The sequence below is a fragment of the Enterobacter sp. BNK-34 genome (assembly GCF_048684445.1).
Taxonomy (GTDB): Bacteria; Pseudomonadota; Gammaproteobacteria; order Enterobacterales; family Enterobacteriaceae; genus Enterobacter; species Enterobacter pseudoroggenkampii.
On sequence record NZ_JBLQUA010000001.1, the window covers coordinates 2,247,026 to 2,266,988 of the forward strand.

The 19,963-nt window shown below is 55.5% G+C and carries 19 protein-coding genes and 1 other RNA gene; 10 read left to right on the forward strand and 10 right to left on the reverse strand.

What is annotated here, in order from left to right:
- Positions 1 to 53 precede the first annotated feature (53 nt).
- The 3 genes from ffs (at position 54) to ACMGG5_RS10860 (ending at position 875) form a co-directional block, all read left to right on the forward strand.
- Positions 54 to 150, forward strand: an RNA gene (ffs, locus tag ACMGG5_RS10850) — signal recognition particle sRNA small type.
- Positions 151 to 411: 261 nt separating this feature from the next.
- Positions 412 to 663 (forward strand): hypothetical protein, encoded by a 252-nt coding sequence (locus ACMGG5_RS10855; RefSeq protein ID WP_023310587.1) that lies wholly within the window; start codon positions 412 to 414, stop codon positions 661 to 663.
- Positions 660 to 875: a hypothetical protein gene (locus tag ACMGG5_RS10860; RefSeq protein WP_008503298.1), complete on the forward strand. Its 216-nt coding sequence runs from the start codon at positions 660 to 662 to the stop codon at positions 873 to 875. The genes ACMGG5_RS10855 and ACMGG5_RS10860 overlap by 4 nt, the downstream gene beginning before the upstream one ends.
- Positions 876 to 958: 83 nt before the next feature.
- On the opposite strand, the gene ACMGG5_RS10865 is transcribed toward ACMGG5_RS10860, so the two are convergent.
- Positions 959 to 2,380 carry a PLP-dependent aminotransferase family protein gene (locus ACMGG5_RS10865; protein ID WP_032646174.1) on the reverse strand — a complete coding sequence of 474 codons (1,422 nt, stop codon included), beginning with the start codon at positions 2,378 to 2,380 and terminating at the stop codon, positions 959 to 961.
- A gap of 86 nt (positions 2,381 to 2,466) precedes the next feature.
- Here ACMGG5_RS10865 and ACMGG5_RS10870 point away from each other — a divergent pair, with 86 nt between their 5' ends.
- The 3 genes from ACMGG5_RS10870 to ACMGG5_RS10880 all read left to right on the forward strand — a co-directional run bounded on the left by ACMGG5_RS10870 (position 2,467) and on the right by ACMGG5_RS10880 (position 7,419).
- Positions 2,467 to 3,078, forward strand: coding sequence for a YczE/YyaS/YitT family protein (locus ACMGG5_RS10870; RefSeq protein ID WP_032646175.1), 612 nt, complete (start codon positions 2,467 to 2,469; stop codon positions 3,076 to 3,078).
- A gap of 78 nt (positions 3,079 to 3,156) precedes the next feature.
- Positions 3,157 to 4,227, forward strand: a complete 1,071-nt coding sequence (locus tag ACMGG5_RS10875) for a LacI family DNA-binding transcriptional regulator (RefSeq protein ID WP_420277834.1) — start codon at positions 3,157 to 3,159, stop codon at positions 4,225 to 4,227.
- Positions 4,228 to 4,329: 102 nt separating this feature from the next.
- Complete coding sequence (locus ACMGG5_RS10880; RefSeq protein WP_420277835.1) at positions 4,330 to 7,419, forward strand: beta-galactosidase; 3,090 nt, start codon at positions 4,330 to 4,332, stop codon at positions 7,417 to 7,419.
- Between the two features lie 38 nt (positions 7,420 to 7,457).
- Here the strand turns inward: ACMGG5_RS10880 and ACMGG5_RS10885 are convergent, their stop codons facing one another.
- Positions 7,458 to 8,264, reverse strand: coding sequence for a nickel/cobalt efflux protein RcnA (locus ACMGG5_RS10885; protein ID WP_290094535.1), 807 nt, complete (start codon positions 8,262 to 8,264; stop codon positions 7,458 to 7,460).
- Positions 8,265 to 8,397: 133 nt separating this feature from the next.
- Here ACMGG5_RS10885 and ACMGG5_RS10890 point away from each other — a divergent pair, with 133 nt between their 5' ends.
- A complete protein-coding gene (locus ACMGG5_RS10890) occupies positions 8,398 to 8,670 on the forward strand; it encodes a metal/formaldehyde-sensitive transcriptional repressor (protein ID WP_032646179.1) in 273 nt (90 codons plus the stop codon).
- On the opposite strand, the gene ACMGG5_RS10895 is transcribed toward ACMGG5_RS10890, so the two are convergent.
- A complete protein-coding gene (locus ACMGG5_RS10895) occupies positions 8,663 to 10,228 on the reverse strand; it encodes an EAL domain-containing protein (protein WP_032646180.1) in 1,566 nt (521 codons plus the stop codon). The two genes, ACMGG5_RS10890 and ACMGG5_RS10895, sit on opposite strands and share 8 nt — an antisense overlap.
- 219 nt (positions 10,229 to 10,447) lie before the next feature.
- Between ACMGG5_RS10895 and ACMGG5_RS10900 the strand changes: the two genes are divergently transcribed.
- Both ACMGG5_RS10900 and ykgO read left to right on the forward strand, forming a co-directional pair.
- The gene (locus ACMGG5_RS10900; RefSeq protein WP_006176933.1) at positions 10,448 to 10,708 is read left to right on the forward strand and encodes a type B 50S ribosomal protein L31; all 261 of its coding nucleotides are present in this window, start codon (positions 10,448 to 10,450) and stop codon (positions 10,706 to 10,708) included.
- 2 nt (positions 10,709 to 10,710) lie between these two features.
- On the forward strand, positions 10,711 to 10,851 hold the full coding sequence (ykgO, locus tag ACMGG5_RS10905; protein WP_003859006.1) for a type B 50S ribosomal protein L36: 141 nt from the start codon (positions 10,711 to 10,713) through the stop codon (positions 10,849 to 10,851).
- Here the strand turns inward: ykgO and ACMGG5_RS10910 are convergent.
- Positions 10,848 to 11,558, reverse strand: coding sequence for a GNAT family N-acetyltransferase (locus ACMGG5_RS10910; RefSeq protein WP_420277836.1), 711 nt, complete (start codon positions 11,556 to 11,558; stop codon positions 10,848 to 10,850). The genes ykgO and ACMGG5_RS10910 overlap by 4 nt on opposite strands.
- A 101-nt stretch (positions 11,559 to 11,659) precedes the next feature.
- Between ACMGG5_RS10910 and ACMGG5_RS10915 the strand changes: the two genes are divergently transcribed.
- Positions 11,660 to 13,120 (forward strand): PLP-dependent aminotransferase family protein, encoded by a 1,461-nt coding sequence (locus ACMGG5_RS10915; RefSeq protein WP_420277837.1) that lies wholly within the window; start codon positions 11,660 to 11,662, stop codon positions 13,118 to 13,120.
- On the opposite strand, the gene ACMGG5_RS10920 is transcribed toward ACMGG5_RS10915, so the two are convergent.
- From ACMGG5_RS10920 to acrA, 6 genes are all read right to left on the reverse strand, one after another.
- Positions 13,092 to 13,559, reverse strand: coding sequence for a YlaC family protein (locus ACMGG5_RS10920; protein WP_024906844.1), 468 nt, complete (start codon positions 13,557 to 13,559; stop codon positions 13,092 to 13,094). The genes ACMGG5_RS10915 and ACMGG5_RS10920 overlap by 29 nt on opposite strands.
- A gap of 117 nt (positions 13,560 to 13,676) precedes the next feature.
- Positions 13,677 to 14,228: a maltose O-acetyltransferase gene (maa, locus tag ACMGG5_RS10925; RefSeq protein ID WP_090417995.1), complete on the reverse strand. Its 552-nt coding sequence runs from the start codon at positions 14,226 to 14,228 to the stop codon at positions 13,677 to 13,679.
- A gap of 205 nt (positions 14,229 to 14,433) precedes the next feature.
- The gene (locus tag ACMGG5_RS10930) at positions 14,434 to 14,652 is read right to left on the reverse strand and encodes an HHA domain-containing protein (protein WP_010428174.1); all 219 of its coding nucleotides are present in this window, start codon (positions 14,650 to 14,652) and stop codon (positions 14,434 to 14,436) included.
- A 27-nt stretch (positions 14,653 to 14,679) separates the two neighbouring features.
- The gene (gene tomB / locus ACMGG5_RS10935) at positions 14,680 to 15,054 is read right to left on the reverse strand and encodes an Hha toxicity modulator TomB (protein ID WP_008499288.1); all 375 of its coding nucleotides are present in this window, start codon (positions 15,052 to 15,054) and stop codon (positions 14,680 to 14,682) included.
- 510 nt (positions 15,055 to 15,564) lie between these two features.
- Entirely contained in the window at positions 15,565 to 18,711 is a 3,147-nt protein-coding gene (gene acrB, locus ACMGG5_RS10940; RefSeq protein ID WP_024906846.1) for a multidrug efflux RND transporter permease subunit AcrB, read from the reverse strand.
- 22 nt (positions 18,712 to 18,733) lie between these two features.
- Positions 18,734 to 19,927, reverse strand: coding sequence for a multidrug efflux RND transporter periplasmic adaptor subunit AcrA (gene acrA / locus ACMGG5_RS10945; RefSeq protein WP_061715858.1), 1,194 nt, complete (start codon positions 19,925 to 19,927; stop codon positions 18,734 to 18,736).
- Between the last annotated feature and the right edge of the window lie 36 nt (positions 19,928 to 19,963).

The window sequence follows — 19,963 nt, forward strand, 5'->3', positions numbered from 1 at the left end:
GCACAGGGATAATGCGCCAGCGCGTTGGTTATCAACGCTCTCAATGGGGGCTCTGTTGGTTCTCCCGCAACGCTACTCTGTTCACCAGGTCAGGTCCGGAAGGAAGCAGCCAGGGCAGACGACGTGTGTGCCGGGATGTAGCTGGCAGGGCCCCCACCCATTTCTGCCCTCATAAGATCTTCCTGCTTCACCTCTCCCTTTAAACCGCTATCCCGCAATAATATTATGCCTATATCGTGTAATATATATTTCATCCCACTGAAATATTATTGTCATAAACCTGTAATAATAGACTGTCATTTTATAATTGGACGGTTATTTTGTTCCATAACTCAAAAAAATATATATCTGGATAACATTGTTAACTTCGTGTATTAAATAAAGTACTTATTCCGAAGGGAAGTGACAAACATGGCTACAGCGGTATTAAACGTTAAGATTGATGATGCGCTGAAAGAAAGACTTCGCCACTATGCGGAAGTGAATAACGAGAATTTAAGCGTGACGACAGAGAAACTGCTGCTGCTGGCGTTCGAAGCAGTAGAAGAGGCGGGAGTATCGGAAGAGGATATTGATAATCAGCACACGGAAGAAGAGAGTGTTTCTCCTTTTACTCCTAAAGAAATCAAAGCTCTACGCAAACTTCTGAAGAAGAGAAAATGAAACAACAACTGTCAACTGCCAGTGACTACAAAGAGGCCTGCGATCTGTTGCGTTCAGGCTACGTGAAGCATGTACGTCTTGGCTGGAATGTCGGAAGTGATGAGTTCTTTCGTATTGCGTCTGACTGGTGTGATACCGGCGCAAAAATAAAGAAAGACGGTGAAAACTTCGTTATTTCACTGAAAGGTTTTCCTATTCCTGCTCAGCATTAACTCTTGGCTGGTGAAAACTGCTGACTGTATCCGTGACAGTCAGCAGTTTTTATTTTTTATGATCTGCTTCAAAAATTTTAATATTAGATCACGCTGCGTTTTAACGATGGCACGTTTTTATTCAGGGCGAGCCATAGCGGTTTGATCCTCAGCAACGCCTGTTCAAGCTCTGTCGATTCGAGCGAGAAGGGCATCCGTAAATAGCGGTCAAATGCGCCAGATAAACCAAACCGCGTACCGGTTCCCAGATTGATCCCCAGAATTTCAGCCCGCGCGGCAAGCTGTGTCGCCAGCATGCCCGGCAGCTCAATCCAGTAAGAGAGCCCGCCTTCCGCTTCATGGAATTTCCAGTCCGGGAAATGTTCGCGCAACAGTTCACCGCATCGATCGCGTCGTTCCGCCAGCATCTTCCGGCGCGCGGGCAGAAACGTCTCGCTGTTGTTAATGAGCCACAGCATCGCCAGCTGTTCCAGCAGCGGCGAGCCTAAATCCAGAGTATCCCGCGTCTGGGCAAGCGTGGCGATCGTGCGCGAGGAGGCGCGGATCCAGCCAAGGCGCAGCCCTCCCCAGAAGCTTTTTCCGGCAGAACCTAAGGTGATGACGGTGGCCTGCGGGTTAAAAGCGGCCAGCGGTGGCGGGGGAGGCGCGTCAAACCAGAGATCCACCATTGTTTCATCCACCACCAGCGCCGTGCGGGTTTGGGCAGCAATATCCGTGATGGCCCGACGGGTCGCGATATCCATACAGCGCCCGGTGGGGTTATGAAAATCAGGCATCAGATACGCCAGGCGAGGTGCCGTCTGGGCAAGCGTTGCCGCAAAGCCATCCGTATCCCAGCCGGTTTCCGGCAGCGACACCCCCACGGGCCGACACTGCGCTCCCTGAATGGCGGCAATCGCCAGCGGATAGGTGGGGTGATCGACCACGACGCGATCCCCCGGCCCGGTCATCATCCGCAGCACCAGCGCAAAGCCGCTGACGGCGCCATTGACCACCATCACTTCGTCTGCCCGGGTAGGAAGACCCCGCGCGGTATAGCGCGCAGCGATGGCCTCCCGCAGCGTGGGCAGCCCAAGCTGATCGTAGCCCGTCAGCGAGAGGTGCTGCGTAATGGCCGTGAGCGCATGGGCATAAGCCTGATGGATCTCCGGCCCGGCATTGAGGGCAGCAGTGGAAAGATCCAGTGCGGCACTTGCCGCTGAAAGGGTGGGAACGGCGCGCGTATCCGGGAGGAGCACGCGTGACCCGCTGCCGTGGCGGCTTTCAAGATAACCCTCCTCGCGCAGATGGGCGAGGGCGCTGCTGATGGTGGTTCGGCTCACGTCCAACGCGGAGGCCAGCTCACGCTCGCCCGGTAGCCGTGTATTCAGCGCCAGACGTCCATCAAGGATTAACAGACGCAGCGCGTCGGCCAGCTGTCGCCAGAGCGGGGTACGGGATGAGGCTTGCTGCCAGTGGCCTAAAAGGCGTACCAGAGACTGGCTTCCGAACCGACGTGATGACATATGCAGTCCACTATTTGAAAACTGGACATTAATCATAGTGCCATTTTAGGTCAGGATGAAAGCCTGGTTCACTGGAGAAGATAAAAATGGTACGTCGTCTGCTACAACTCTATGTCGGTTTAGGACTGTATGGCCTTTCCACCGCAATGTTTATTCGTTCCGATTTGGGTGTCGATCCCTGGGATGTTTTTCACCTTGGGGTGGGGATGCAGCTGGGGATGACGATCGGGACGGTGATCATTGTGACCGGCGCTGCGGTGCTGCTGCTGTGGATCCCCCTGCGCCAGATGCCGGGCCTGGGCACCATCAGCAACGTGATTTGTATCGGTCTGGCGGCGGACGCCAGCATGGCGCTTATTCCGGAACTGGATTCGTTACCTGTTCGCATCGCTTTCCTGGTGTCGGGTATCGTGATGAACGCGATTGCGACCAGCATGTACATTGGCGCAGGTTTTGGTCCTGGCCCACGCGACGGCCTGATGACCGGCATTCATGCCCGTCTGGGGTGGTCCATTCGCAGCGTGCGCACCTCCATTGAGGTGTCCGTCCTGCTGATTGGGTGCGTGCTTGGCGGCACGTTTGGGGTGGGAACCGTACTGTATGCCCTGACCATTGGCCCGCTTATCCAGCTCTGTCTGCCCTGGTTCCGCCAGAAGCCGCGCGTTGCTGAAATCGTGCAGCCGGAGCGGGTTGTCTAATTTTGCGAAGCGCTCACATGTTTTAACGGCGTCGCTGTGCCACAATAATGGGCCTCGACTCACGTGATGCCACAATGCATGAAAGCGATCACTCTCTATGATGTCGCCCTCCTTGCGGGGGTTTCTTATCAGACCGTCTCTCGCGTCATTAACGACGCGGAGCATGTCTCTGCCCGCACGCGGGAAAAGGTGCAGCAGGCGATGGCAGAACTGCACTACGTGCCTAACCTGCGGGCACAGCAGCTGGCGGGTAAACGCACCCGCACGCTGGGACTCATCACCACCGATCTTGCCCTGCATGCGCCCTCGCAAATTGTGTCGGCGGTAAAATCACGTGCGGCCGAAAAAGGGGCGAGCGTCCTCATTTCCATGGTGGAGCAACCGCAGCAGTGTCAGGCCGCACTTCAGGCGCTACTGGCGCAGCGGGTGGACGCGCTGCTGGTGAATGTGCCGCTCGACGATTCTGACGCCGAGGCGCTCAGGGCACTGGCGTCGCCTGTTCCAGTGCTGTTCCTCGATGTATCCTCCTCAGCGCAGGTAAACAGCCTCGTGTTTGACGCAGAGCAGGGGGCGCTTCTGGGCGTTGAGCATCTGCTTTCTCTGGGACATCAGCGCATTGCACTGCTGAGCGGGCCGGAGAGCTCGGTCTCTGCTCGGGCGCGTCTGGCAGGATGGAAAGCGGCTCTGGCCCGGGCGGGGCTTGAAGCCGCTGCGGTGGCCTGCGGTGACTGGAGCGCGGCCAGCGGTTATGAGAAAGGGCATGTGCTGCTGTCAGGTAGCGCATTGCCGGATGCCATTCTGGTGGCGAACGATCAAATGGCGCTCGGGGTGATGCGCGCCTGCGCGGAAAAAGGGGTAGCGGTTCCGGGCCAGATATCGGTGGTTGGGTTCGACGATACGGCTGACAGCGCCTGGTTTTCTCCGCCGCTGACGACCATTCGGCAGGCGTTTCGCGAGGCGGGCGAGCGCAGCGTGGAGTGGCTGCTGGCCCCCACCGAAGGCGAGACGTGCTGGCAGGTTCAGCTGCCGGTGACGCTGGTTACCCGTCATTCCACCGCGCGCCGCGCGCCGCAGCAGGCCGAACGCGAGGATCTGGCGCAGCAGCTCAGAAGCATGGCCTTGCTTGCCGAGCAGCTTGCCCGCAAATAAAACTTTGTGATCGGACTCGCTACCCTGCGATTGGGCGCTTTACCGTCGCAGAGTGCCAGGGCATGTTAACCAAAATTGTGAGCGCTTCGCAAAGAGGTTGATATGTCTCATACATCTTCGCTGACCCTCAGCGACATCCTGGCCCGTCGGGACTGGGAAAACCCCGGCGTTACCCAGTGGAACCGTCTGGCCGCACACGCGCCGTTGCACAGCTGGCGTAATGAATCTTCTGCCAGAGATGACGCTGGTTCCCTCAGCAGGCGCTCCCTCAACGGGATCTGGCGGTTTAGCTACTTTTCAGCGCCGGAGCAGGTTCCTCAGGCATGGGTAACAGAAGATTGCGCGGATGCCATTGCGATGCCCGTGCCGTCTAACTGGCAGATGCAGGGGTTCGACACGCCCATCTATACCAATGTCACCTACCCGATCCCCGTCAACCCGCCTTTTGTGCCGCAGGAAAACCCGACCGGTTGTTACTCGCTCACATTCGACGTGGATGACGCCTGGTTTCAGAGCGGGCAAACCCGAATTATTTTTGATGGCGTGAACTCGGCGTTCCATCTGTGGTGCAACGGGCAGTGGATAGGCTATTCCCAGGACAGTCGATTGCCCGCCGAGTTTGACCTCTCGGCGGCATTACGCCCCGGGCAGAACCGCCTGGCGGTCATGGTCTTGCGCTGGTGCGACGGCAGCTATCTGGAAGATCAGGACATGTGGCGCATGAGCGGCATTTTCCGTGATGTCTCCCTGCTGCATAAGCCGGAGACGCACATTGCGGATTATCATGTGGTCACCGATCTGAATGCGGAGCTGGACCGCGCGGTGCTGAAAGTCGAGGTCGCGTTGACAGGCGCTGACTACGCGGAGTGCGACGTGGCGATAACGCTGTGGCGCAACGGTGAACGCTGTGGCAGCACCACCCAACGGCCAGGCTCTGCTATTGTGGACGAGCGCGGCAACTGGGCCGAGCGGTTAACGGCGGCGATCCCGGTTACAGCCCCGGCGTTATGGAGTGCGGAAACCCCGGAACTCTATCGCCTGACGATCGCGCTTTTGGATGCGCAGGGCACCGTGCTGGAGACGGAAGCCTGCGATGTCGGCTTCCGCCGGGTTGACATCAGCAACGGCCTGCTGAAGCTCAACGGTAAACCGCTGTTGATCCGCGGGGTTAACCGGCACGAGCATCATCCGGAAAACGGCCAGGTGATGGACGAAGCGACGATGCGTCGCGATATCGAGATCATGAAGCAGCACAACTTCAACGCCGTGCGCTGCTCGCACTACCCGAACCATCCGCTGTGGTACCGGCTTTGCGACCGCTACGGGCTGTACGTTGTTGACGAAGCCAATATCGAAACCCACGGCATGGTGCCGATGAGCCGCCTTGCTGACGATCCGCGCTGGCTGCCCGCCATGAGCGAGCGCGTGACCCGTATGGTGCAGCGCGATCGTAATCATCCCTCAATTATCATCTGGTCGCTGGGCAATGAGTCCGGGCACGGTGCAAACCACGACGCGCTGTATCGCTGGGTGAAATCCACGGATCCGACGCGTCCGGTACAGTATGAAGGCGGCGGTGCGAACACGGCGGCGACGGATATTGTCTGTCCGATGTATGCCCGGGTCGATCAGGATCAGCCCTTCCCGGCAGTGCCTAAATGGTCAATCAAAAAATGGATCGGCATGCCGGATGAAACGCGTCCGCTGATCCTCTGCGAATACGCCCACGCGATGGGGAACAGCTTCGGCGGGTTCGCGAAATACTGGCAGGCGTTTCGCAGCCACCCTCGGTTGCAGGGGGGATTTGTCTGGGACTGGGTCGATCAGGCTCTGACGAAGAAAGATGAAGAGGGCAATACGTTCTGGGCATACGGCGGGGATTTTGGCGATAAGCCGAACGATCGACAGTTCTGTCTTAACGGGCTGGTGTTCCCCGATCGCACGCCGCACCCGGCGCTGTACGAGGCGCAGCGCGCCCAGCAGTTCTTTACCTTTACGCGGGTTAGCACCTCTCCGCTGGTGATTGAGGTGCAAAGCGGCTACCTGTTCCGCCACACCGATAACGAAGTGCTGATCTGGACGGTTGCCCGGGACGGGGAGGTGCTGGCTTCGGGCGAGGTGACGCTGGCGATAGCCCCTGGAGGCGCTCAGCGTCTGGAGATCGCTCTGCCAGAATTGAAAGCCGAGCCGGGGGAAGTCTGGCTGAATGTTGAAGTACGCCAGCCGCGGGCAACGCCGTGGTCACCAGCAGACCACCGCTGCGCGTGGGATCAGTGGCCGCTTCCCGCTCCACTCTTTATTGCTCCGTCATTCCCGGCGGGCGAGCCGCCGGTGTTAACGCAAAGCGATCGCATCCTGGAGATCGTGCATGGTCAACAGCGCTGGCAGTTCGATCGCGCATCCGGAAACCTGACCCAATGGTGGCGAAATGGCGTGGAAACGCTGATGTCACCTTTGACGGATAACGTCAGCCGTGCGCCGCTGGACAATGATATTGGCGTGAGTGAAGCGACGAGGATCGATCCGAATGCCTGGGTTGAACGCTGGAAAGCGGCGGGCATGTACAATTTCACCTCGCGCGTTCTGTACTGTGAGGCAGAGCAGCATGCGGGCGAAGTCGTGGTCAACACCCTTCACGTCGGGGAGTATCATGGCAAAACGCTGTTCCTGAGCCGTAAAGTCTGGCGGGTGGACGATCGGGGCGTTCTGCACGGCGATATTCAGGTCGATATGGCGTCTGATATTCCGGAACCTGCACGGATTGGCCTGAGCGTTCATCTCGCCGAAACGCCGGAAAATGTTTCCTGGCTGGGGCTGGGGCCGCATGAAAACTACCCGGACAGAAAGCTGGCGGCGCATCAGGGGCGCTGGACATTACCCCTGGCGGAGATGCACACGCCGTATATCTTCCCGACGGAAAATGGTTTGCGCTGCGATACCCGCGAACTTGTGCAGGGAACGCATCAGCTGAATGGCAGGTTCCATTTCTCGGTGAGCCGCTACAGCCAGCAGCAGCTGCGGGAGACAACCCATCACCATTTGCTGTGGGAAGAGCCGGGGTGCTGGCTCAACCTCGATGCGTTCCATATGGGCGTGGGCGGCGACGATTCCTGGAGCCCCAGCGTTTCACCGGAATTCATTCTGCAGAAACGCCAGCTTCGCTACACCTTTAGCTGGCAGCAAAATCCTTAACTGACCAGGAGAGGCGGCCACACGGCGTGGCCGCACGCTTACCTCAGAATGCCGCTCAGACCGTGCAGGCTCATATAAATCCCTACCGCGGTAATCAGCGCTGCGGAGATCCACGGCGCTTTACGGGAAAATTCGCTAAATCCGGGCCAGCGTTTTGTCGCATGTTTGAGGCTCAAGGCGGCAATCGCGCCGGAAGCCACCAGGGTTAATGCCAGACCAATACTGAAGCTGAATACCAGCGTTGCGCCGAGGGCAAAATGCTTCAGCTGCAGGCAGATCAGCAGAACGGTGATGGAGGCCGGGCAGGGGATAAGCCCGCCGGTCAGGCCAAACATGACGATCTGTCCGGTGGTGACGTTTTGACCGCTAAAACGGCGGTTAATATCCTGCGCGTGCGCGCGCTGGTGGGCGTCCTGCCACTCTTCTTCAATTAGCGAATGTTCATGGTGATGATGATCATGATGGTGGTCATGGTGATCATGGTCGTGATGATGATCGTGTGGCTGGCTCTCTTTCCAGGTTCGCCACGCCATCCACAGGGCGATCGCAACGATCAACACCCCGGAGATCAGCTGGAACCAGGGTTCGGACGTATGCGCATCCCAGCCCCGACCAAACCATAATCCCGCCATAGCAACGAGCCAGACCACCGCCGTATGGGAGAGCGTGGCCGCCAGGCCTAGCAGTACCGCCTGTTTCAGCGTGCCGCGGATGGCCACGATAAAAGCGGCCATCATGGTCTTTGAGTGGCCCGGTTCCAGGCCATGCAGCGCGCCAAGCAGGATAGCGCTGGGAACAAACAGCCAGGCATTACCCTGCTGCAGGAGTGAAGCAAAATCGGTCATGGGGGATTCCGGCGTGGAAAATGTCTGCAAATACTACTCCCCCCCAGTAGTCTAATACTACCCCCCAGTAGAAAAATACTCAGGGGGAGTAGAGCGTGTTATGCTTTAAAAGCCAAAAATAAGGGATAGAGAGATGTCGCATACCGTTCGCGATAAGAAAATGTTACTGACTCGCCTGAAGAAAATTCAGGGGCAGAGTCATGCCCTGGAGAAAATGCTCAACAGCGATCACGAATGCGCCGAGGTGTTACAGCAGCTGGCGGCGATCCGCGGGGCGGTCAACGGCATGATGATGCAGGTGATCGAAGGGCATTTAACCGATCATGTGGTGAAAGAACCTGAAGAAGCGCAGCGTGAAGCCGATCTTGGCGTGGTGCTGCAGGTGATCAAATCCTATCTTAAGTAGAATGCGTGCCGAGGTTATTCTCTGCCCAAAGGATAAATTCCATTTTCGGCAGCGCTTTGCTGTAGTACCAGCCCTGTCCGTACTGCACGCCGTGCTGGTGCAGCCAGGCGAGCTGCCCGGCGGTCTCGACGCCTTCCGCAACCATCGCCAGCTGCAGCGACTTCGCCATTTCAATAATGTGCGGCGTCACGTTTTTGTACTCCAGCGCATCCACGAACGATTTATCAATTTTTAGCGTGTCGACATCCAGATCCTGCAGATAGCTCAGGCTGGAATAGCCCGTACCAAAATCATCTATATAGACAGGGTGCCCCGAACGGCGGAAGGCGGCGATAGCCGGCGCGCTGATTTTGGGATCGGCAAAGCCGCGCTCGGTGACCTCAAGGGCGATTTGGCTCGGGTGGACCTTCCATTTGTTCAGCAAGTGACTCAGCAGCGGCGGCAGCGTGCCGGAGGTTAAATCGGCGGGCGCGAGGTTGATGGAGATATGCTGATCGGGGTGAAGGTGCAGCCAGTTGCCCATATCCTCGAACACTTTTTCGATAACGAGCTGCGTCAGCTGGGAGATAAGCCCGGTTTGCTCAGCAAGAGGAATAAAAATATCAGGCGAGAGGCTGCTTCCGTCCGGCTGCGGCCAGCGCGTCAGCGCTTCTGCGCCGACAATTTTTCCGCTACACAGCGCCACGATGGGCTGATAGTGAACCACAAAATCGCGGCTGTTAATGGCGTCAAGCAGGCGGTTGCGCGGCGACTGAATGCGACGCAGTATCCGCAGGACAAAGAGCGCGGCAAGCAGGCTTATCAGGACGCCGAAGGGGAGCCATAAAAGCAGCTGCCGGTGCCAGGTTTCCGCCAGCGGTTTGAGCGTAGCCCATGCGACAACGGTAAATCCCAGTTCAGGTACAGGCTTCATAACGTACATTGAACCGTCGTACTGTATGCTGGTCATCTCCTGACCTTTGATCATGTCACGGATATGCGGATCGAGTGTATTGCTGCTGGCGAAGATACGGTGTGTTGTGCTTCCAACAAGGGCTGCATCAATCGCTATCTCGCCGAAAGGGATGACATCCACCAGTGAGGCCGGATCGACCAGGACAAGGTAATGACCTTGCCCCAGCACCGCCATGTAGCGATGAAACCCAAGATCGTTTTGCGTGGTCAGCCATGCGCTGTAACCGTCTTCGGTAATGCGCATCGGCGGGGGGAAAGGGGCCGCATGGCTGGTTTGCTCAAGAGAGGAGCAGAGCGGCCTGAGGTTGTCGATATAAATCACTTCCTGAACGTATCGCCACGAAAAAGCGACCCGTCGCATCTCCCTTAACTGCAACGGGCTGCACGGCACGCCCTCAAAGGCCTGCAGATGATTAAGCGCTTCTTTCGCCTGATCCACGACCTTGTCGGTGCGTATCAGCACGCGTGAGGCATAGTTTTCCAGCGCATCGACAAATTTATCTTCCGCCTGGCGATGGGCCAGCCAGATGCTCAGGCAAATGGGGACCAGCACGGAAAAGATAAGTACGCCAGTCACCAGACTGACCAGATGTCGGGTTTTCATGCTGTCGTGTCCTTCCTCGTATACCCGTTCCTGAGCACTGAGTTCCCTGCCTGAAGAGAAAGATTTTACCGCGAAATGATATAGTTATAGCACGTGGCTGGCCTGGTTTTCATTTTATCTCAGGTAAACCAGAAAATATCGTCAGAAGGAAGGGGTTGTTTTTAGAACTTGTCCTGGATATTATTTTGTTATGTTATAACAAAACATAAAGGATTAACGATGAAACCCAATATCCATCCAGCCTATCGCACCGTGGTCTTCCACGACACCAGCGCGAATGAATACTTCAAGGTTGGCTCAACCATTAAGACCGACCGCGAAATTGAACTCGACGGTGAAACATATCCGTATATCACCATCGAGGTTTCTTCAAAATCGCACCCGTTTTATACCGGTAAGCAGAAAACGTTCTCCACGGACGGTAGCGCAGCGCGCTTCCGCAAGCGTTTTGGCGGCTTTCTCAATGCGAAGCGGGGCTAACCATGCAGGTACTTAACTCATTACGCAGTGCAAAGCAGCGTCACCCGGATTGCCAGATAGTCAAACGCAAGGGACGCTTATACGTGATTTGCAAATCCAATCCGCGCTTTAAGGCGGTTCAGGGACGTAAAAAAAGACGCTAGACGCGCGTTTCTCGCCAGCTTTCCAGGGATCTTTTCTGTTTGCCATCGGCAGTAAAATTGTCGGTGGCAAGCCAGCGTTCAAAGGCGTTCGCCAGCGTCGGCCACTCTTTATCGAGAATCGAAAACCAGTCGGTATCCCGGTTGTGGCCTTTTATCACCAGCGCCTGGCGAAAGCGCCCCTCAAACTGAAAACCCAGGCGCAGGGCGGCTTTGCGAGAAGGTTCGTTCAGGCTATTGCACTTCCACTCATAACGCCGGTAGCCCAGGGTATCGAACACATACTGCATCAGCAGATATTGCGCCTCTGTCGACATGGGCGTGCGGCTTAACAGGGGAGAGAAGTGAACGTGCCCCACTTCCACGACCCCGTTTTTAGGATCGATCCGCATCAGGGACAGCGTTCCAACGGGGGACTGAGTCCGGTTATCCATCACGGTAAAGTGGATGGGATCGGATAACTCACTTACGCTCGCCACCCATTCGGCAAACTCCTCTGCGGTGGCATCGGGTTCACGCAGTAGCCACGTCCAGCTGCGGGTATCTTCGGCCAGGGAATACGCAGAGAACAGCGCCTGGGCATGCTCCACGCGCAGCGGCTCAAGCCGACAATAGTGACCCTGAAGGACCACCCGGGACGGGTGCTGGCGGGGTTGCCAGTCGGTAAGCGCTTCGCCCACCGGCTGTCCGAACTGATTGAATGTCTTCATCTTAATTTCCGTGACGTTGAAAAGAGCTTCAGACTAGTGAATTGCTGGTTCCTTAAAAAGAACCACTGCGCTATGTTTTTATGGTTCCACGAGGAGGCGAGATGAATATACCGGGTGATGAATTTTATACCTTGCTCCACGCAGCCCTGAAAACACGCGGAGAAGAGACGCTCCAGCGCGCGCTCTACCTTGCTCTGCGGGAGGCCATACTGTGCGGAAGGCTACGATCCGGCAGCCAGCTTTCCGGTTCGCGAACGCTTGCCCAGCAGCTCTCCCTTTCCCGGAATACCGTCAATGCGGCGCTGGACCAGCTCACTCTCGAAGGGTATTTGCAGCGTAATCGCCAGGGAACGCGGGTGGCACAGTTAGCTCACCGTTCCGTCACCCGGACAATGCCGGACCCTGCCATCACGCTCGCAAAACGGGTCGGGCTGCTACCTGCGCCAGTGCCCCGGGACACGCCTGTTCTGGCGTTTACCCCAGGCACGCCGGCCATCAACTATTTTCCGCTGCCGCTGTGGCGGCGACTGTACGATCGCGTGATGCGGGAGGAGGGAAATGCTCTGCTAGGGTATGGCGACCCGGTCGGCGAGCCGTCGCTGCGGGCCGCGATTGCCCGACATCTTGCCCTGTCCCGCGGCATTGACTGCGACGCCAGCCAGATTGTGATAACCGAAGGTGCGCTTGAAGGCGTCAACCTGTGCACGATGCTGTTGAGCGAGCCGGGGGATATCGCCTGGGTAGAAAACCCCGGCTATAGCGGGGCAAAAAGCGCGTTTGTTAAAACAGGCCTGGCAATGACGGGAATACCGGTTGATGACGAGGGAATGTGCTGGGAAGGGCTGGATGCGCCTGCACCCTCACTGATTTTTACCTCACCTTCGCACCAGTTCCCTTACGGGAGCGTGCTCAGCGCGCGGCGGCGGCTGGCGCTGCTGGAACTGGCCGGGCAGCACAACGCGTGGATCATTGAAGATGATTACGACAGCGAGTTCCGTTATGCCGGTGAGCCCGTACCGGCGATGCTGGGAATGGTCAACAATGCGCCCGTTGTGTATCTGGGGACGTTCAGTAAAACGCTGTTTCCGTCGCTCCGGATGGGATTTATGGTGTTACCGCCAGCGCTGGCGAAAGCGGCTCGCCCGGCCATCGGCTCGCTGTTGCGCGGTGGGCACCGTGCCGAACAGCGCACGCTGGCGCTGTTCATTGAGGACGGTCATTACGCTCGCCATCTTGCCGCCATGCGTCGGCTCTACCGTAAACGCTATCGCCAACTGCGGGAGGTGCTGGGCGCAGAGCTTCATGCGCCGCACCGTATTCTGGCCGGTGAAGGCGGGATGCATCTGACGCTGGCGATAGACAATATTGATGACCAGAAACTGGTGGAGCAGGCGAGGGCGTTTCAACTGGCACCCGCTGCACTGAGCGGGTACTACCTGGAGGCGAAGCAGGGGCAAACCGGTCTGGTTTTAGGTTACGGCAATACCTCTGCTTCTCAGTTTGCCTCGGGGATCCGACGTCTGCAGGCGCTCATCACGCAGCAGCGGGGCGGGAAAGGCTAAAGACATCATAGAAAGAGAGCTGTCCTTTGGTGGAGACCATTTTCTGCAGTTTCTCTTTTTGCCCGGCTTCAACCGCCGGAGAATGCAGGATGTTTTCGATCAGTTCCGCTGGCACGAAACGCGTGTTGTACCATTCGCCGTTGTAGCAGACCCGGAAATCGAGCACGTCGATATCTTCGTAACGGTAGCGCGGATTCACGTCGAAAAAGAAAAAGGCGTTAAAGACGACAAACAGTACAACCAGCAGCCAGACGGAGTCCACCAGCGTTTCGGATGTCAGCATTACAATAAGCGTCGCCAGCCAGGCGGCATACATGGCGACAAACAGTCCAGGATGTTTGCGAATAAAGCTAATGCTAAAGCGTGGGCGATTGTCGCGCTTTTCGCGGAGGTTAAGATCGTCGATGGTGGCGGTAAGCAGGCGCTGTATCTCGGTCATTTTTTGCCTTCATGAGAGTTGACAATACAGGGTGTCTGCCAATTTTAGGGGAGCCATCAGGCTGAAAAAAGTAACAGTCTGGCGCTAAAAGACCATAACAGTTGGCTCCCCGTAACCTCACAGCGTTTTAATGATTTTGGCCGGGTTGCCGCCAACGACGACGTTAGCCGGGACGTCTTTCGTCACGACGGCGCCGGAGGCCACCACGACATTATCACCAATGGTGACGCCAGGGTTAATGACCGCCCGGCCACCAATCCAGACGTTATCGCCAATGCTGACAGGTTTTCCAAACTCCACGCCGCTATTGCGTTCCTCCGCATCCAGCGGGTGGGTTGCCGTATAAATATGAACACCCGGCGCGAGCATGCAGTTATCGCCAATATGAACAGGGCAGACATCCAGCATTACACAGTCGAAGTTAGCGTAAAAGTTTTTGCCCAGATAAATGTTATATCCATAGTCGCAGCGGAAGCTCGGTTCTATATAAGCGCCTTCGCTTTGTCCCAGAAGTTCCGCCAGAATGTTCTGGCGTTCTGTTTTTTCATCAGGTGCGGTGTGGTTATAGCGATAGACCAGATGGCGGGCTCGCAGTCGGTCGGCCCGTAACGTCTCATCGCCGGGACGATAATGTTCACCGGCAATCATCTTCTGTTTTTCTAAGCTCATTGGAAACCTCGCTGGATGTGATTACCGCAGGGTAATCTGAACAGGCCAGGAGGGGAACGTTCCCGAAAAGCCGATGTGACTGGCGTCACAACATTGCTGCTGAAAAACACGTTTTACACGGAGACCTGGCCTGGGCACAGGGAGTATAACGGGATAGGTAAAAACTGAGAACGAGGCGTAGAACTCTACAGACACCCTTCAAAGATTAACGGACAAATTTCCACACAGAAGTAGGGATTTTGTCATACAGCTTATTCATTGTCAGCTCGGCAAGACGATGGTCAGCGGCTGAATAAAATACCGCCAGCTCATTATCCGAAAGCTCGTATTTATTCTTTTCAATGACGCGCTCAAGCGTGTCAATTGACTGACAACGTCGTAAGCGCATCAAATAATCGACTTTTGTGAGTGGTTTATCAGACATAAATTCACCTTAGTAATTGTAATAATTTTAACAGGAAAGACTAACCGGGTTAGCTCTGCTCACGTTGACGAAACAGCGGAATAGCCGGTTCCCCGATTTACGCCATTTTTGCAAATCCTGGGCGTTAATGCCGTAACTGCTGAACAACATAAAGGTGTCGTCCAGGTATTCATCAATTTGCTCAATGAGCTTATTATCTTCATTGTACTTAATTTTATAATTAAGTGCGAAGGTTGCGATATGCTCTATCAGCTCATTCAACTGTAAATTGATAGCAGACGTTGGGTCGTTTACCCAGCCATGGTTGCTTTCATCAAGGTTGGCAAGGCAGTCATGGTACAAGGATTCGCAGAGAAATTTCAACTGCGCGATATCATGCCTTTTTGGCGAGTACTCGTCCATAGCGCATCCCCTTCTGAGTGATTTCTTACTCACCGAACATCATTGTCGGGATGGATACAACTGACTTAGCTACATGAGTGCTGTGTTCCTGATAACCTAACTATAAGCCACTCCTTCCTGGATTTCATCGCGCGATTACGAAAAATTACAAATAAAACCGCAGACATGCGAGCAAGTACGCAAATGGTCATCCCGGACTCAACTTTTTATCCAAATTAACAAGGGTGCTTTATCGCTTCCTTACGTTTCATCGGCTTAGCAAAATGATGAGAAAAGTTCAGATTCAGACTTATCTTTGTAAGAACTTCTTATTAGGAATATTCCTAATAACTTAAGCGGGGAAATGAAATTAAAAAAATCCTGAATTCACCGATTAAGTTATCAGTTAATTATGATATGTCTATTTAAGATGGCAGAAAATAAATAGAACCACAATAAGCGTAATTTATGATTTTTTCATGAAAATGAAAAAGGCCGCTAATGCGGCCTTTTTATCATGTGAAACCGGTATCAGTGAGGTTCTACCGAATGCGTGTGCTCAATATCCTCATTCTTCCGGCTGAAGCGGCGGCGAACCACCACGAAGAACACCGGTACGAAGAAGATAGCGAGTACGGTTGCGGTAACCATACCACCCATAACGCCTGTACCAACTGCGTTCTGTGCACCGGAGCCTGCGCCGGAGCTGATAACCAGCGGCAGTACGCCGAGGATAAACGCCAGTGATGTCATCAGGATTGGGCGCAGACGCATACGAACAGCCTCAAGCGTCGCCTCAATAAGGCCTTTACCTTCTTTCTCCATCAGATCTTTGGCGAATTCAACGATAAGTATCGCGTTCTTCGCCGACAAGCCAATGGTTGTCAGCAGGCCTACCTGGAAGTACACGTCGTTGGTCAGTCCGCGGAACGTTGCCGCAAGCAGCGCACCGATAACCCCAAGCGGTACCACCAGCATAACGGAGAACGGAATTGACCAGCTCTCGTACAGCGCTGCCAGACACAGGAAGACGACGATCAGTGAAATCGCGTACAGGGCAGGGGCCTGGTTTCCGGACAGACGTTCCTGATAGGACATACCGGTCCAGTCATAGCCGATACCCGAAGGCAGTTTACTCGCCAGCTCTTCCATCAGATTCATGGCTTCACCGGTGCTTCGGCCCGGCGCGGCCTGACCCAGGATTTCCATCGATGGCAGACCGTTATAGCGTTCCAGACGCGGCGAACCGTATTCCCAGCGTGACGTTGAGAACGCCGAGAACGGTACCATCTGACCATTGCTGCCGCGCACGAACCAGCTGTTGATATCGTTTGGCAACATACGGTATTGCGCCTCTGACATCACGTACACTTTCTTCACGCGACCACGGTCGATGAAGTCGTTAACGTAGCTACCGCCCCAGGCGGCGCCCAGCGTGGTATTAATGTCACTGATGGATACGCCCAGCGCCTGGGCTTTCTCCTGGTCGATGTCGATTTTATACTGCGGCGTATCTTCCAGGCCGTTTGGACGCACGCCGACCAGCAGGTCAGGGTGCTTAGCCACTTCGCCAAACAGCTGGTTACGTGCCTGCGTCAGTTTTTCGTGACCCAGACCGCCCTGGTCAATCAGCTGGAAGTCGAAGCCGGTCGCGGTACCCAGTTCAACAATCGCTGGCAGGTTAAAGGCGAAGACCATCGCATCTTTAATCTGCGAGAAGGTGCCCATTGCACGGCCGGTGATGGCTTCAACCTTGTTCTTTTCGCCCGGACGTTCAGACCAGTCTTTCAGAGAAACGAAGGCAATACCTGTGTTCTGACCACGACCCGCAAAGCCAAAGCCGTTAACCGCAAACACGGATTCAACGTTGTCTTTCTCTTTGGTGAGGTAGTAGTCCGTCACTTCATCCAGCACTTTCTGGGTACGCTCTTGCGACGCACCCGCAGGAAGCTGTGCCATTGTCAGGAACACGCCCTGGTCTTCATCCGGCAGGAACGAGCTTGGCAGACGAACGAACAGGAACGCCATCCCCACCACGATGATGATATAGAGCAGCAGGTAACGACCGGTGCTGCGCAGGATGTTGCCCACGCTGTCGGTGTAGTGGTGCGTGCTCTTGTCAAACATGCGGTTAAACCAGCCGAAGAACCCTTTATGCTCGCCGTGACCGCCTTTCTGAATCGGCTTCAGCATGGTGGCACACAGCGCAGGCGTCAGGATCAACGCGACCAGCACCGACAGCGCCATCGCGGAAACGATGGTAATCGAGAACTGACGGTAAATCGCACCGGTAGAGCCCCCGAAGAAGGCCATCGGGATAAATACCGCAGACAGCACCATCGCGATACCGACCAGCGCGCCCTGGATCTGACCCATTGATTTACGGGTCGCTTCCTTCGGCGGTAGACCTTCTTCCGCCATCACGCGCTCGACGTTCTCTACCACCACGATGGCGTCATCCACCAGCAGGCCGATGGCGAGCACCATCCCGAACATTGTCAGGGTGTTTATCGAGTAGCCAAAAATCGACAGGATCGCAAAGGTCCCGAGCAGAACAACCGGCACGGCAATCGTTGGGATAAGCGTCGCGCGGAAGTTTTGCAGGAACAGGTACATCACCAGGAAGACCAGGATGATCGCTTCTACCAGCGTTTTAACCACTTCGTGAATCGAAATTTTGACGAACGGCGTGGTGTCGTACGGGTAAACGATTTTCAGACCTGACGGGAAGAACGGTTCCATTTTCTTCAGCTCTGCGCGGATCGCCGTGGCGGTGTCCAGGGCGTTAGCACCTGTCGCCAGTTTGATACCCAGACCGGAAGCCGGTTTACCGTTAAACTTCGCGATGATGTCGTAGTTCTCACCGCCCAGCTCTACTTTTGCCACGTCGCGCAGGCGAACCTGGGAACCGTCCTGATTCACTTTCAGCAGAATTTTGCTGAACTCATCGGCAGAGGTCAGACGGGTCTGCGCGATGATCGAGGCGTTAAGCTGCTGGCCTTTCACCGGCGGCGTACCACCTAGCTGACCGGCTGCCACCTGGGCGTTCTGCGCTTTAATCGCATTGATCACGTCAACGGGGGTCAGCTGGAAGTTGTTCAGCTTGTTAGGATCCATCCAGATACGCATTGCGTACTGAGAACCGAACAGCTGAACGTCACCCACACCGGAAGTACGGCTGATGGCGTCCTTCATATTGGCGCCCACGTAGTCGGAAATATCCTCCTGCGTCATGGTGCCGTTGGTGTTGATAACGCCGACAACCATCAGGAAGCTGCTGGACGATTTCTCGACGCTCACACCCTGCTGTTGTACTTCCTGCGGCAGCAAAGGCATCGCCAGCTGCAGTTTGTTCTGTACCTGAACCTGCGCAATGTCAGCATCCGTACCTGACTGGAAGGTCAGGGTGATCTGAACTGTACCGGTAGAGTCACTGTTTGAGGACATGTACATCAGGTTATCGATACCGTTCATGTTCTGTTCGATAACCTGAGTGACGGTGTCCTGCACCGTTTTCGCATCAGCCCCAGGGTAGGTTGCGGAGATGGTCACCGCCGGTGGCGCAATCGTTGGATATTGCGCGACAGGCAGCTTCAGGATCGCAAGTCCCCCGGCCAGCATGATGATAATGGCGATCACCCACGCAAATATGGGGCGATCGATAAAGAAATTAGGCATGTCTTAACGGCTCCTGTTTAAGTTAAGACTTGGTTTGTTCTGACTGGCCAGCGGCCGAAGCTTGTTGTTTATCGTCAGATTTCACTTCCTGTGCTTTAACCTGCGCGCCAGGACGAACTTTTTGCAAACCAGTAACAATCACGCGATCGCCATCTTTCAGACCTTCCGTCACCAGCCATTTATCGCCGATCGCCTGGGTGGCGGTGATATTGCGCGTTTCGACTTTGTCATCTGCTCCAACAACCAGTGCGCTCGCATCGCCGCGTGGCGTACGGGTCACACCCTGCTGTGGAACCAGAAGGGCGGTTGGATTCGTTCCTTCTTCCAGACGCGCGCGAACGAACATACCTGGCAGCAGGTTTTTGTCAGGGTTCGGGAAAATCGCACGTAAGGTGATGGAGCCGGTGGTCTGGTCGACCGTCACGTCAGAGAATTCCAGCGTACCTTCCTGCGGGAACTTGATACCGTCGTTGGTAATCAGCTCCACTTTGGCTTTGCCGTTTTCCTGTTTCAGGGTGCCGTTAGCCAGCTCCTGTTTCAGGCGCAGGAAATCATTGCTGGACTGCGTCACGTCAACGTAGATCGGATCAAGCTGCTGCACGGTCGCCAGCGCGGTGGTCTGACCGTTCTGCACCAGTGCCCCTTCCGTGACGGAAGACTTACCAATACGACCGCTGATAGGGGAGGTCACTTTGGTATAGGCCAGGTTAATGCGCGCGGTTTCGACCGCCGCTTTGGCTGCCACTACGGCTGCGTTAGCCTGCTGCGCATCTGCCAGGGCGGTATCGTAATCCTGTTGGCTGATGTACTTGGTACCGAGCAGTTTTTGATAACGATTCACCGTCAGCTGGGCAATTTTGGCTGCGGCCTGTGCTTTCGCCAGGTCACCTTTCGCGCTTTCATAATTTGCCTGATAGGTTGCGGGATCAATCTGATACAGAGACTCACCGGCCTTCACATCACCGCCTTCGGTGAAGTTACGTTTCAGGATAATGCCACTAACCTGAGGACGCACTTCCGCAATGCGGTAAGCATTTGTACGGCCTGGTAACTCGGTGGTGATTTGTAGAGGTTCAGATTTGAGCGTCACGACGCCTACTTCTGGCGCCTGCTGAGCTCCTTGTTGAGCTGGTTTGTCGTCACATCCTGTTAGCGCTAAGCTGCCTGAGAGCATCAGAACGACCGCCAGAGGCGTTAACCCTCTGTTTTTGTTCATATGTAAACCTCGAGTGTCCGATTTCAAATTGATCAA